The following is a 14,331-nucleotide window of genomic DNA, read 5'->3' on the forward strand; positions in this document are numbered from 1 at the left end:
AGCGGCGGCGCGAGGGTCGCACCGCCGCGAAGTCATGTGCAGTTTGACCAGATCAGATGAAGCGGTTCCAGAGGTTTTCGAGCCGTTCCTGACGGCCCGACTTCGGTTCGGGGTTCAGGTTGCGGGCGGTGACCACAGCGGCGGCATCTTCCAGCGATCCGGTAAGAAGGCCCTGCGCTTCGGGCTTTTGCCACCCGGCATAGCGGTCGGCGCGGGTTTTTTCGAGCGATCCGTCAGAAAGCAGCGCGGCGGCTGCCTTCAACGCCCGCGCGCAGGTATCCATGCCGCCAACATGCGCGAGGATGAGGTCTTCGGGATCAAGCGACTGGCGGCGGATTTTGGCGTCGAAATTGGTGCCACCTGTCGTGTAGCCGCCCGCGCGCAGGATTTCGTAGAAAGCCAGCGCCTTTTCCGCATGGTTGTTCGGGAATTGGTCCGTGTCCCAGCCGGATTGGTAATCGTTCCGGTTCATGTCGATGGAACCAAAGATGCCGAGCGAGGCGGCGAGGGCGATTTCATGTTCGAAACTGTGGCCCGCAAGGATGGCGTGGCCCTGCTCGATGTTCACCTTCACCTCTTTTTCCAGCCCGAACTGGACAAGGAAGCCGTAGACCGTGGCCACGTCGTAGTCATACTGGTGCTTGGACGGTTCCTGCGGTTTGGGTTCGATCAGGATCGTGCCCTTGAAGCCGATCTTATGTTTGTATTCCACAACCTGCTGCAGGAAACGGCCAGCATGTTCACGCTCGGCCTTCAGGTCGGTGTTCAGGAGCGTTTCATAGCCTTCGCGCCCGCCCCAGAGGACATAGTTCGCGCCACCCAACTGGTGCGTGGCGTCCATGTTGGCCTTCACCGTCGCAGCGGCATAGGCATAGACATCTGGATCGGGGTTCGTGGCGGCACCCGACATCCAGCGGCGGTGGCTGAACATGTTCGCGGTGCCCCAGAGGAGCTGCGTCTTGTGCGAGGATTGCTTTTGCCCAAGGTATTCGACGATCTCATCCAGATTGCGCTTTGACTCTGCAAAGGTCGCGCCTTCGGGGCGGACATCGGCATCGTGAAAGCAGTAGAAGGGTGCGCCGAGGATGTCGAACATCTCGAAGGCCACATCGGCCTTGAGGCGCGCAAGCGCCATGGTGTCGCCGAACCATGGGCGGTCGAAGGTCTGGCCACCGAAGGGATCGCCGCCCGGCCATGCGAAGCTGTGCCAATAGGCAATGGCAAAGCGCATGTGATCTTCCATCCGCTTGCCGAGGATCATTTCATCGGGGTTGTAATGGCGGAAGGCGAATTCGTTGGTGGAGGTGGGCCCCTCGTATTTGATCTGGGGAATGCCCTTGAAGAAGTCGGTCATGTCAGTCCCTTGATAGCGGATTGGGCGGCCTTGTAACGGGCATGGCCTGTGTCGAAGGCGGCCGTGAGGTTGCGATCGGGGTCAATTGTGCGCGCGATGGGGGGAAGGGTGGCGATTTCCGCCCCCGCCCCGGTGGCGGCCATAAGGGCGAGGCGAGCGGCCCCGAAGGCCCCGCCAAAATCGCCCGCGACGGGCAGATGGACAGGGATGCCCAGCGCCGTCGCGATTGCCTTTAGCCAGTAGTCGGAGCGGGAGCCGCCGCCGACTGCAAGCAGACGGTCGATCCGCGTGCCCGTGGCGGCCAGCGCATCGCGGCTGTCGCGGATGGCGAAGGTGACGCCTTCCAGCACGGCGCGGGTCGCGGCGGCGCGGTCCGTGGCATGTTCAAGGCCAAGGAAGGCTCCGCGGATCGCGGCATCGTTCAGCGGTGTGCGTTCGCCGCCGAGATAGGGCAGGAACAGCGTCTTGCCGGGTGCCTTGAGATCGCCCAAGCCGCCTGTCAGGGTGGCGGCACTGTCGCCCACCAGACCTGCATACCAATTCAGCGCATCGGTGGCGGCAAGGATCACGCCCATCTGGTGCCATGTATTTGGCAAGGCATGGCAGAAGGTGTGGACGGCGGTTTCGGGGGCGGGTTGATAGCCGTCATTGGCGGCGAAGAGGACGCCCGAAGTGCCCAACGAAACAAAGGCATCGCCAGCTTTGACCACGCCAACACCCACGCCCGATGCGGCGTTGTCACCGCCGCCGCCCGCGATAACGACGCCTTTCGGAAGGCCCCAACGAGAGGCCAGCGCATCGCGGAGCTTGCCCGATGGTTCCGACCCTTCGACAAGGCGGGGCATATGGGCACGGGTCAGGCCGGTGGCAGTCAGGCAGTCATCCGACCAGTCACGCGCGCCTGTATCAAGCCAGCTTGTTCCCGCGGCATCGGACATTTCGGCCACATGTTCACCGGTCAGCCAGAGGCGGAGGTAATCCTTCGGCAAAAGGATGCGCGCGACCTTTTCCCAGATGCGGGGTTCGTGGCGCTGCACCCAGACAAGTTTCGGGGCAGTGAAGCCGGGAAAGACGATATTGCCCGTGACGCGGCGAAAGAGGGGATCGCCATCAAGCTCGGCTGCCTCTTCATGGCTGCGGGTGTCGTTCCAGAGGATGCAGGGGCGCAGCACCTCATCCGCCTGATCGAGGAGGGTTGCGCCATGCATTTGGCCCGACAGGCCAATGGCGCGGACCTGCGACAGGCCATGTGGGGCAAGGGCATCCATAACGGTTTCCGCCGCCGCGATCCAATCGGCGGGGGATTGTTCAGACCAGCCTTCATGGGGCCGGGAAACGGCAAGAGGGGCGCTGGCCTCGGCCAGCACCCCTTGTGCGTCATCGATCAGCACGCCCTTCAGGCCGGATGTGCCGAGGTCGAGGCCGATATACATCACGCAGCCTTTGCCGGTTTCTTGCCGAGGATGATCATCCCGAGGATGTCTTCGTCGGTGACCTCGTTCACGTTGACGGTTCCGACAAGCTGGCCGTTCTTCATGACCGAGGCGCGGTCGCAGAGTTTCATGACGTTGTGGATGTCATGTTCGATCAGGAAGATGCCCAGACCCTGTGCTTTCAATTCCTCGATCAGTTCCGACACCATCTGCGTTTCATGCGGGCCAAGCGCAGCGGTGGGTTCGTCCATGATCAGGATCTTGGCGTTGAAATAGACCGCGCGGGCGATGGCAACCGATTGGCGCTGACCGCCGGACAGGGCGGAAACGGGAACGTTGAACTTGCGGAAGTTGGGGTTGAGACGGGCCATGATCTTGCGCGTCTCTGCCTCCATCTTCGTTTCGTCGACGAAGCCGAAGCTGTTCACCAATTCGCGGCCAAGGAAGAGGTTGGAGGCCGCATCAAGGTTATCTGCCAAGGCAAGCGTCTGGTAGATCGTTTCGATGTTCTGAGAGCGGGCGTCGCGGGGGTTGTTGATCTCGACCCGCTGGCCGTTGATGTAGATGTCGCCGGCATCGGGTTGATAGGCCCCGGACAGGCATTTGATGAGGGTCGATTTGCCCGCGCCGTTATGGCCCAGAAGGCCCACCACTTCGCCGGGGTAAAGATCGACCGTCACATGGTCGACCGCCTTGATCCCGCCGAAGGAGATAGAGATGTCGCGCATCTCGACCAAGGGGGTGCCGCGATTGGGTTTTGTCATGATCTGGTCCCCCCTTATTTGATGCGCTTGCGATAGACGATGTCGAGCCAGACGGCGACGACGAGGGCGATGCCGATGACGATCCGCTGGTAGGAGCCATCGCCGAAGCCGATCAGAACCATGCCCGTTTGCAGCGAGGTCAGGATCAGCGCGCCGATGATGGCGCCGTAGATGGTGCCCACGCCCCCGGCGAGCGAGGTGCCCCCCACGACGGCGGCGGCGATGACGTAAAGTTCGTCAAGGTTGCCCATCGCGTTCGTGGCCGAGTTCTGGCGGGCCGAGCCGATAACGGCGGCGATCCCGGCCAGCGCCCCCATCAGGGTGAAGATCTTCACTGTCATGGCGCGGGTATTGATACCCGACAGAGCTGCCGCTTCGGGGTTGCCGCCGATGGCAAAGACATAGCGGCCAAAGCGGGTGCGGGTCATCAGGATGGTCATGAAGATGGCGACCACGATCATGATGAGCACGGGGAAGGCATAGCCGTGGCCGAAGCTGGCACAGACATCGGTGTAGATGGTGTCGTTGCTTTGTGCGCAGGCAGGTGCCTCTTGCCCGATGGAGGCGAAGTATTTCTGGATGTTGCCGCGCGGCCAGATGTAGGAGTTGAAAAGCGCGGTGGTGCCCAGGATGGCCCCGATTATGATGCCGCCGACGAACCATTCCGCCCAGATCGGGCGCAAGGGGAAGTCGTGCAGTTTGCGCGACTTGCGGCCGTTCAGGATCGCCCAGACGACGAAGAGGCTGGCGATAATGCCGAATATCCAGCTGCCGGTCTGGCCGAGGGCACCGAAGGAGCCGCCACCAATCAGCGCGAAGGTTTCATCCAGCGGCGCGATGGTCTTGCCACCTGCCACGAGGAAGGCCGCGCCGCGCCAGACGAGCAGGCCGCCGAGGGTGACGATGAAGGAGGGAATGCCAAGATAGGCGATCATCCCGCCTTGCAGGGCACCGATGATGGCGCCCATCAGGATGCCGAAGATCACGGTGATGATCCAGATCGCAGGATGGCCCAGACCCAGCGCCGGGGTCAGCCATTCGACCTGCAAAAGGCCCATATACATGCCAACCATGCCCATGATCGACCCCACGGAGAGGTCGATGTTACGGGTGATGATGACCAGCACCATGCCGGTGGCCATGATGCCGATATAGGCGGTCTGGACCGAAAGGTTCCAAAGGTTGCGCGGGGTGAGGAAGCCGTTTGCGTCGACCTGCGCCGCGCCCAGAAGCATGGAGGGACGGTCAAGGATGATGACCGAATAGGCCTCGAAGGCGAACCAGATCAGCAGCAGCGCACCGATCATGCCCAGAAGGCGGGGATCGATTTCTGTCGCGCGCAGGAAACGGCCAAAGCCGCCCTCCTGACGGGTCTGCGAGGTCGGAGTTTGCGATGTATCGGTCATGTCCTCATCCAGCCTGAGAGGGATCGGGCAAAGGACCGGCCGCAGCCCGACGGGGATGCGTGCAGGGTCGTTTGGTGGCCGTTGGCCATATGCCCGGAAAGAGGTTCGGCGCCGCCCGGATCAGGGCGGCGCCGAGGGGTAGGATCAGATCACTGGCAAGCAGCGACGTCGGGCATTGCGCCCTCGCAGGCCTGCTCTTTCGAGATGTGGCCAGCGTCGATCGCGATGTTCAGCGTGTCCTTGGTGATCGGCGTCGGGTCCAGAAGGATGGCGTTCATTTCAACGCCCTTCTCGCCGCCCGAGAACTTGGTCGCGCCAGCGATCGAGTCCAGAGCCGCCCCATCGGCCAGAGCCGAGGCGATTTCACCAGCGGCCTTGCCGAGGTCACGTGCGTTCTTCCAAACCGAAACGGTCTGGGTGCCGCGCGCAACGCGGTTGATCGCGGCGAGGTCGCCGTCCTGACCACCCAGCGGAACGTTCAGGCCCTGCGCCGCAAGAGCAGCAGCTGCACCACCGGCCATACCGTCGTTCTGCGCGAGAACGGCGTCGATGGCGTTGTTGTTGGCGGTCAGGATCTGTTCCATGTTCTTCTGGGCGTTCTCGGGCTTCCAGCCGTCCGAGTTCGCTTCGCCGACGATGGTGATATCGCCTGCAGCCACGGCAGCGCCGATCACTTCTTCCATGCCCTGACGCAGGAAGCCGACGTTCGGGTCACCCGGGTCGCCCTTGATGATGGCGTAGTTGCCCTTCGGCACCTGAGCAAAGACCGACTCGGCGATGATACGGCCGACGCCGACGTTGTCGAAGGTCAGGTAGAAGGTGCGCGCGTCTTCGATCAGACGGTCATAGCCAACGACCGGGATGCCTTCGGCAGCGGCTTTTTCGATGGCCGGCCCGATGGCGTCCTTGTCCCACGCGTTGATGACGAGGGCGTCGACGCCCTGTGCGATCAGCGCGTCGATGTCGGACAGCTGCTTTTCGGCGGACGACTGGGCGTCAGCCGAGACGTATTCGTTGCCAGCAGCTTCGATGGCGGCTTTCATTGCGGCTTCGTCGATCTTCCAACGCTCTTCCTGGAACTGGGCCCAGGACACGCCGATCTTTTTGCCTTCTGCCAGCGCGGCCGAAGAGAAGCCGACCGTCGCCATGACGGCGACGAGGATTGCGTTACGCATAAGTATCCTCCCTATGGATGCGGCCAGCGTATGGCCGGTCCGACGGATTCGTCGGTACGGGCGGGAAATTGGCCCGAATAAATTCAGTTGTCAAAATAAATTTGCTGAGTGAAATATGAACTGCCCACGGAAGCGGCAAGTTCATGCGGCGTTGCAGCAAAGTTCGGTCCGCTTACGAATGCTTTACCGGGTTCAGGGCAGAGTTTCTGCCACTTTTTTATTCGGGGACCAAAGAAATGCTGCCGAAAGGGCCGATGGAAGAGATGGGGGAGGGGCGTCGGGGCTGTGGGCCGCTGATCCCGCCGCTGTCGGATTCGCTGCGGCCGCTCAGGCAGCAGGTGTTCGAGAGGGTGCGGGCGGCGGGGCTGATTCCGCGGGTGCAGGTGGCGAAGGATCTGGGGGTGAGCCCGGCTTCGGTCACCACGATCACGCAGGAATTGATCGAGGTCGGGCTGATCGAAGAGGTTTCGGCGCTGCGTGAGGGCGATCAGGGGCGGGGCCGTCCTGCGGTGCTGTTGGGCGTCAAGGCGGGTGCGCATCGCGTCGCGGGGATGAAACTGTCGGACCGCGAACATACGGCGGTGATCGTGGATTTCGCCGGTAATCTGATAGCCGATGACGTGATTCCACGGCGACCGGGGCCGATGACGATCCCCGAGATGCTGGCCGCGATTGAAACGCTGCTGGATCGCGTCTGCGCGAAGGCGGGGCTGCGGCGGGAAGAGCTTTCGTCGGTTGGGATCGGGGTGCCGGGCTTTGTGGATTCGGTCGCGGGGCTGGTGATGTGGTCATCGGTTCTGACAGATCGGGCGGTGCCATTGGCGGCGGCGGCGCAGGGCCGGTTGGGCATCCCGGTGGTGATCGACAATGACGCGAACCTTGTGACGCTGGCCGAGCTCTGGTTCGGCGCTGGGCGGCGGTTGGCGGATTTCGCGGTGGTGACGATCGAACATGGCGTCGGCATGGGCTATGTCATCAACCACAGGATTTACCGGGGAACCCAAGGGCTTGGGATGGAATTGGGCCATACCAAGGTGCAACTGGATGGTGCCCTGTGTCGGTGTGGGCAGCGGGGGTGTCTTGAGGCCTATATCGCCGACTATGCTTTGGCGCGCGAAGCGACGACGGCGCTGAACTGGACGCATCGCGAGGGCCAGTCGATCAGCGTGTTGCTGGAAAGCCTTTATGACCATGCCAAGGCGGGCAACACGGCGGCGCGGTCGATCTTTCGCAGGGCCGGGCGCTATTTGGCGGTGGGTCTGTCGAATGTGATCAACCTGTTTGACCCCGCGCTGATCATCCTGTCGGGTGAGCGGATGCGCTATGACTATCTGTATGCGCAAGAGACGCTGGCCGAGATGGATGCCTTGGCGATCCAGACGGGGCGGCCAAGGCCACCGATCGAGATTCATGCGTGGGGCGATCTGCTTTGGGCGCATGGGGCGGCGGCGCTGGCGCTTTCCTATGTAAGCGAGGGGATACTGGTTCCCGCGCGGGAAATGGCGGCGCAATAGAGCCGGGGTGGTGGGGTTGAACCACACCCTGCGGATTGGCCGAAGCGAGGGGATACTGGTCCCCGCGCGCGAAATGGCGGTGCAGGAGGGGCAGGCGTGGCGGGGGAGAACCCCGCCCAACGGTTTGGCCCGTGCCGTTTGGTTCCCAGTCTTGAGGCGGTGCCTTGCCGTCGGCTTTGCCCCCAACCCGTCGCAACGGTTGTGCCCTGTTTTGTGCCGTATTCTGTGCAGCAAACTGTGGGCACGCAGTGGGCGGTGAGGTCGGAGTGCGTTAAGGTTCACGGATGGTGAGGGGACAGCGCCGGATGAGTGGTTAAGGATGATGGCATTGCAGGCCGAGAAACGGCTTGCGCGGTGCTTCGGTGTGAAGGGTTTGTCCAAGCGCGGAACGGCGAAATTCGGCAAGTTTACCGGACGGCGATTGCGCCTTGGTGGGCGAGTTGCGATAGTCTTAACAGCGCGCCCGGAGGATTCATTGCCTGCCCCTTTCCCCCTTTTGCCGCCCTGTCGTGGATTTGCGGCGGTGGTGGCCTTGATGGCCGGTCTGGCCGGGCCGGGGATGGCGCTGGAACGGCTGGAGTTCACGGCACCGGGGGCGGATGAGGCGCTGCTGGATAGCCTGCGCGCGGCGTCCGTTCTGCTGGCCGAGGAGCGGGACGATCAGCAGGACGCACAGGATCTTTTTGCGGCGGCGCGGGCGGAATATGGGCGGCTGCTGGGCGCGCTTTATGGGGCGGGGCATTATTCGGCCGTGATCTCTGTCCGGGTGGATGGACGCGAGGCGGCAGGGATCGCGCCTTTGGATGCGCCTGATCGGATCGATGTGATCGAGGTGCGGGTAGAGCCGGGGCCTGCCTTCCGCCTGTCAGAGGCGCGGATTGGGCCGCTGGCATCGGGGACGGTGTTGCCCAAGGGCTTTGCCGTGGGTCAGCCTGCGCCATCGGGCATCTTGCGTGAGGCAGCGACGGCAGGGGTGAATGGCTGGCGTGACCAAGGCCATGCCAAGGCGGCTGTGGCGGGGCAGGATGTGGTGGCCGATCACGCCGCCGCGACGCTTGCTGCGCGGATCTTGCTGGAGCCGGGGCCGCGCCTGCGCTTTGGCCAATTGTCGGTGGCGGGGGCCGAGCGGATGGAGGTGCGGCGGATCGTGAAGATCGCCGGGCTGCCGGAGGGAGAGGTCTATTCGCCTGCCGAGGTGAACCGGGCGGCACAGCGGTTGCGTCGGACGGGGGTATTCAAGTCGGTGACGCTGAGCGAGGGCGATGTAGCCGCCCCGGACCTGTTGCCAATGCTGGCAACGGTGGTGGAGGAAAAGCCGCGCCGATACAGTTTCGGCGCCGAGGTCGCGACGGAAGAGGGCCTGTCGCTGAGCGGGTTCTGGCTGCATCGCAACCTTTTGGGCGGGGCGGAGCGGCTGCGGATCGAGGGGTCGGTCACCAATATCGGGGCGCAGAATTCGGGCGTGGATTACAAGCTGGGCGTGACGCTTGACCGTCCTGCCACGCTGACCGCCGATACGACGGTGGGGATTGAGGCCGAGATCGGGCATCTGGACGAAGAGGATTACTTTGCCGATGTGGCAATGGCGGGCGTGAAGGCCACGCATTACTTTTCTGAGACGCTGACCGGGCGGGTCGGGCTGCGCTATGAATATGCAAAGGGGCGGGATGGGTTTGACGCATTCCTGTTCCGCAATGTCGGCATCCCCGTTGGCGTGACGTGGGATCGGCGTGACAATCCGCTGAACCCAGCGAATGGGTTTTATGTGGATGCCGAGGTGAAGCCCTTCTTCGGCCTTGGCACCACGGGCAGCGGCACGCGCAGCACGCTGGATGCGCGGGGCTACCTTGGCCTTGGGGCCGAGGATGGCGTGGTGCTGGCAGGGCGGTTGCAATTGGGGATGATCGACGGGTCGGCCCTGTTGGAAACGCCGCGGGATGATCTGTTCTATTCTGGCGGTGGTGGGACGGTGCGGGGGCAACCTTACCAATCGCTCGGGGTGACTGTGGCGCGAGGGCTTTTGTCGGGCAAGATCGGGGGCACGCATTTCATCGGCACGCAGCTTGAGGCGCGGGCCAAGGTGGCCGATCGGATCGGGGTCGTTGGGTTCTTTGATACGGGCCGGATCGATGTGGGTGGGTTCTTTGGCACGGCGGGGGATTGGCATTCGGGGGCCGGGATCGGGCTGCGCTATGATACCGGGTTCGGGCCGATCCGTTTGGACGTGGCCGCGCCTGTGGGCGGGACGACGGGGGAAGGCGTGCAGATCTATGTCGGATTGGGGCAGGCCTTTTGATGTGGGGGGCGCGTTCATTCCTTGGCGTTCTGGCGTTCTGTCTGCTGCCGATGGGGGCCGTGGCGCAGGAGGATGACCGCGATTTCCTGACGGCTTTCCTTGAAGACAATCTTTCCGGGGCCGGGCGGCAGGTGACGATCACCGGCTTTGCTGGGGCGCTTTCGTCTCGGGCAACGATCGATCGGCTGACGATTGCCGATGATGCGGGGGTGTGGCTGTCGCTGGATGGGGTGGTGCTGGATTGGAGCCGGTCTGCCCTTTTGCGCGGCGAGGTGAATGTGGCCGAACTTTCGGCGCGGGAGATCGTGCTGGAACGGGTGCCAGAGGGGGAGGAGGCCCCACCTTCGCCCGAGGCGGGGACATTCGCGCTGCCGGAACTGCCGGTGTCGATTTCCATCGGGCGGCTGGCGGCGGAACGGATCGTTCTGGGTGAGGCAGTGCTGGGCGAGGCGATCACGGGGCGGTTGGAGGCATCGGCCAGCCTTGCCGGGGGCGAGGGGCGGACGGAACTGCTGCTGGAGCGGGTGGATGACGGGCCGGATGGGCGGCTGGACCTGACGGCAGCCTATGGAAATGAAAGCGGGCTGCTGACGCTGGACCTGCTGGCCGAAGAGGCGGCGGGCGGCATCGCGGTGACAAAGCTGGGCATTCCGGGGGCGCCTTCGGCGCGGCTGTCGGTGCAGGGTGAGGGGCCGGTTTCCGATTTCGTGGCGACGGTCGGTCTGGTGACGGATGGGCAGGAGCGGCTGGCGGGGACGGTTGAACTGCTGGGGGCCGAGGATGGTGGGCAGGGGTTCAAGGTCGATCTGGCAGGCGACCTCGCGCCCTTGTGGATGCCGGATTATGCGGCGTTCTTCGGGGAACGGATCGCGCTTCGGGCCGAGGGGGAGCGGTCGGCGCTGGGTGTGTTGCGCCTGCGGGAGTTGGATCTGGCGGCGCAGGCGATAACGCTGCGTGGTGCGGCGGTGATCGGGGCGGATGGGGTGCCTGCGTCCTTTGATCTGCGGGGACGGATCGCGCTTGCCGACGGGTCGCCCGTCCTTTTGCCCGTATCGGGCGAGGTGCGGGTGCGGTCTGTCGATCTGGATGTGGGCTATGACAGAGCGGCGGGCGAGGGGTGGACCGCCGATCTGGTGATCGCGGGGCTGGATCAGCCGGGGCTTGTGGCCGAGCGGTTGGCGCTGGATGGCGCGGGGCGGCTGTGGCGGCGGGATGGCGCGGTACATCTGGGTGCCGTCTTGGACTTCGCAGGCAGAGGGGTCGTGCCAGAGGATGCGGCGCTGGCCACGGCGCTGGGGTCTGAGGTGGATGGGTCGGTCGTTCTGTCATGGCGGGACGGGGGCGATGGGCTGCGCCTGCCGAAGATCGCGCTGAACGGTCAGGGTTATGGGATGGAGGGCCGCGCGGTGATCGCGGGGCTGGATGAGGCGCTGGAGGTCTCGGGGCGGGCCGAGGCGCGGGTTGATGATCTGGCCCGGCTGTCCGGGCTGGTGGGGCGGCCTTTGGGCGGCGCGGCGCGAGTGGTTGTGGAGGGCGCGGCAAGCCCGTTGACCGGGGCCTTTGATGGCGAGGTGATGGTCGAGGGGACCGATGTCGCCCTCGGTCAGGCGCAGGTGGATGCCTTGTTGCGAGGGCTGGCGCGGATCGGGGTTTCGGCGAAGCGGGATGAGACGGGGACAGAGCTGCGGTCGCTGTCGGTGGCGGCGGGGAGTTTGGATGCCACGGCGCAAGGTCGGGTGACGAGCGGTGATCTGGACCTGACAGCGCGGGTGGATTTCCGCGATTTGGCGGCGCTGGGCGGCGGGTTCCGGGGCAGTCTGGTGGGTGATCTGCGGGTGACGGGTGCGCCCGATGGGGCGCGGTTGGTGTTGCAGGGGCGGGGGCGTGACCTTGCCGTGGGGCAGACCGAGGCGGACCGCCTGCTGCAAGGTGAGACGGTGCTGGCGCTGGATCTGGAGACGGGCGCGGCGCTGACGCTGAACCGGGTGGAGGTGAGCAATCCGCAGGTCATGTTGCGCGCGGCGTCCAAGGGCGAGGCGCTGGATCTGACGGCGCGGATTGCGAATCTTGCGCTGCTGTTGCCGGAATTTCCGGGGCCTTTGACAGTGACGGGGACGGCGGCACAAGAGGGTGGGCTGAGGTTGGATCTGCGCGGGCTGGGGCCGGGCGGGATTGATGCGCGGGTGGCGGGGCTGTTGCGCGACGATGGGACGGCGGACCTGACCATCGCGGGGCAGGCGCAGGCGGGGCTGGCCAATGCCTTTCTGGCCGGACAGCTGGTTTCTGGCCCCGTGCGGTTTGATCTGCGGATGAACGGGCCTGCGGCGGTATCATCGCTTTCGGGTCAAGTGGCGCTCAGCGGGGGGCGGATTTCTGATCCGTCTGTTTTCTTTGCGCTTCAGGATGTGGGGGTGACGGCCAATCTGGGCCAAGGCCGCGCGCAACTTTTGGGTGGGGCCGCGCTGACGAGCGGGGGTCGTATTGATCTGGGGGGCACGGTTGGGATGGTCGCACCCTTCGCGGCTGATTTGCGGGTGGGCATCCTTGGCGCGGTTCTGCGCGACCCGGAACTGTTCCAGACAACGGCGAATGGCGAAGTTACCCTGCGCGGTCCGCTGACCGGGGGCGCGGCTGTGGGCGGGCAGATCGTGCTGAGTGGGACAGAGGTGCAGATTCCGTCCACCGGATTGGGTGGCGCGGCGGATATCCCGGACCTGCGGCACGTGAATGAACCGGGGGCCGTGCGCGAGACGCGGGCGCGGGCGGGTCTTTTGGCGGATGGGCCAGCGGGCGGCGGCGGGGGGCGGCCTTTTGCGCTGGACCTGACCATATCGGCACCGTCGCAGATTTATATCCGCGGGCGCGGTTTGGATGCGGAACTGGGGGGCGAATTGCGGCTGGGCGGCACGACGGCGGCTGTTGTGCCTTCGGGGGCCTTTGACCTGATCCGGGGGCGGTTGGATATCTTGGGCAAGCGGCTGGACCTGACGCAGGCATCCCTCACGCTGGAAGGGGATTTCGTGCCGATGCTGGCGGTGGCGGCATCGAACCAGAGCGATGGGATCACCAGTTTCGTGCGCATCGACGGGCCTGCGACCGAGCCGGAGGTGAGTTTCACATCCACCCCGGAATTGCCGGAGGAAGAGGTTCTGTCGCGGCTTTTGTTCGGGCGGGGGATCAATTCTCTTTCGGCCCTGCAAGCGGCGCAATTGGCCAGCGCGGTGGCGACCTTGGCGGGGCGCGGTGGGATCGGGATTGTCGGGCGGTTGCGCGAAGGGTTCGGGTTGGATGATCTGGATGTGCAGACCGGGGCGGAAGGCGGGGCCACGGTACGGGCGGGGAAATACCTGTCCGAGAATGTCTATTCGCAGGTGGAGGTGGATGCCAAAGGGCAAAGCCAGATCAACCTGAACCTTGATGTGACCGACAGCATCACCCTGCGGGGCAGTGCGGGGTCGGCCGGGGGCACCGGGGTTGGGATCTTTTTCGAAAAGGATTACTGATCGGTGGCGCGGCGCGCGCGGGCGGCATCGACGGCGGCCCCCAGAAGGATCGCGTAGCCCGACAGGTACAGCCAGACGAGCAGCGCCGCGACTGCGCCGATCGAGCCGTAGATGCGGTTATAGGTGTCGAAATTGGCCAGATAGAGCACCAGCCCTCGCGAGGCTGCGATCCAGATGAGGACGGCCACAAGGATGCCGCGCGTGAAGAGCGGGTGGCTGATCTGGCGATTGAGGCCAAGTCGGTAGATCAGCGCCACGCCGATGATCACGATCATCAGGCTGATGAGGAGCTGGACGCCTTCCAGGGCCAATGTGGCAAAGGCCCCCAATGGCAGGAAGTTGAGGATAAGCGGCCCAATCACCGCCGCCATCAGGGCGGCGATGGCAAGGCCCACCATAACGAGGGTCAAGAGCAGCGCGCGCAACTGGTGCCAGTGGCCCGCGCGGTTGGGCAGGCCGTGGATGGCGTTCAGCCCGCGCATCAGCGCCGCGACCGAGGCGCGCGCTGTCCAGAGGGCGAGGAGGATGGAGATGACGGTGGCAAGGCCAAGGCCGGATTGCACGGCAAGCAACGCCTCGATCTGATCAGAGATCAGGGTCCAAGCATCGGGGGGGAGGTAGTCGCGGGCAAGTTCAAGTTCCTGCCGGATCAGGGTGGCATCGGCGAAACTGCCCCAGATGGCGATGACGGCGGCGGCGGCGGGGAAGAGGGCGAGAAAGCCGTAGAAGGCGATGCCTGCGGCGATGAGGTCCAGCTCTCGTTCATCCGAGAGGTGCCAGAGGTCGCGGAGGATGAGGGGGATGTTGGGCAGCCGCATGGGGTGGAGTGTAAGGGGGGATGGGATGCGGGGGAAGTGGGGGATAGGAGAGACCCCGCGCCCCGGGG

9 protein-coding genes are annotated in these 14,331 nt (G+C 64.6%); 3 read left to right on the forward strand and 6 right to left on the reverse strand.

The features are described from left to right. Window positions 1-52 precede the first annotated feature (52 nt). From xylA to QF092_RS13370, 5 genes are all read right to left on the reverse strand, one after another. Window positions 53-1,354: a xylose isomerase gene (gene xylA / locus QF092_RS13350; RefSeq protein ID WP_281464441.1), complete on the reverse strand. Its 1,302-nt coding sequence runs from the start codon at window positions 1,352-1,354 to the stop codon at window positions 53-55. Then, window positions 1,351-2,787, reverse strand: coding sequence for a xylulokinase (xylB, locus tag QF092_RS13355; RefSeq protein ID WP_281464443.1), 1,437 nt, complete (start codon window positions 2,785-2,787; stop codon window positions 1,351-1,353). The genes xylA and xylB overlap by 4 nt, the downstream gene beginning before the upstream one ends. Then, window positions 2,787-3,551, reverse strand: coding sequence for an ATP-binding cassette domain-containing protein (locus QF092_RS13360; protein ID WP_281464445.1), 765 nt, complete (start codon window positions 3,549-3,551; stop codon window positions 2,787-2,789). Before QF092_RS13360 ends, xylB begins: the two co-directional genes overlap by 1 nt. Before the next feature lie 14 nt (window positions 3,552-3,565). Further along, a complete protein-coding gene (locus QF092_RS13365) occupies window positions 3,566-4,957 on the reverse strand; it encodes a sugar ABC transporter permease (RefSeq protein ID WP_281464447.1) in 1,392 nt (463 codons plus the stop codon). Window positions 4,958-5,106: 149 nt separating this feature from the next. Beyond that, window positions 5,107-6,132 carry a substrate-binding domain-containing protein gene (locus QF092_RS13370; RefSeq protein WP_281464449.1) on the reverse strand — a complete coding sequence of 342 codons (1,026 nt, stop codon included), beginning with the start codon at window positions 6,130-6,132 and terminating at the stop codon, window positions 5,107-5,109. 236 nt (window positions 6,133-6,368) lie between these two features. On the opposite strand from QF092_RS13370, the gene QF092_RS13375 reads away from it, so the two are divergent. The 3 genes from QF092_RS13375 (at window position 6,369) to QF092_RS13385 (ending at window position 13,445) form a co-directional block, all read left to right on the forward strand. Next, on the forward strand, window positions 6,369-7,646 hold the full coding sequence (locus tag QF092_RS13375) for an ROK family transcriptional regulator (RefSeq protein WP_281464451.1): 1,278 nt from the start codon (window positions 6,369-6,371) through the stop codon (window positions 7,644-7,646). A 535-nt stretch (window positions 7,647-8,181) separates the two neighbouring features. Continuing rightward, window positions 8,182-9,942, forward strand: coding sequence for an autotransporter assembly complex protein TamA (locus tag QF092_RS13380; protein WP_281464453.1), 1,761 nt, complete (start codon window positions 8,182-8,184; stop codon window positions 9,940-9,942). Next, on the forward strand, window positions 9,942-13,445 hold the full coding sequence (locus QF092_RS13385) for a translocation/assembly module TamB domain-containing protein (RefSeq protein WP_281464455.1): 3,504 nt from the start codon (window positions 9,942-9,944) through the stop codon (window positions 13,443-13,445). The genes QF092_RS13380 and QF092_RS13385 overlap by 1 nt, the downstream gene beginning before the upstream one ends. Here QF092_RS13385 and QF092_RS13390 read toward each other — a convergent pair. Then, window positions 13,439-14,263 (reverse strand): YihY/virulence factor BrkB family protein, encoded by an 825-nt coding sequence (locus QF092_RS13390; protein ID WP_281464458.1) that lies wholly within the window; start codon window positions 14,261-14,263, stop codon window positions 13,439-13,441. The genes QF092_RS13385 and QF092_RS13390 overlap by 7 nt on opposite strands. Window positions 14,264-14,331: the final 68 nt, after the last annotated feature.

The sequence above is a fragment of the Fuscovulum ytuae genome (assembly GCF_029953595.1).
GTDB classification, from domain to species: Bacteria; Pseudomonadota; Alphaproteobacteria; order Rhodobacterales; family Rhodobacteraceae; genus Paragemmobacter; species Paragemmobacter ytuae.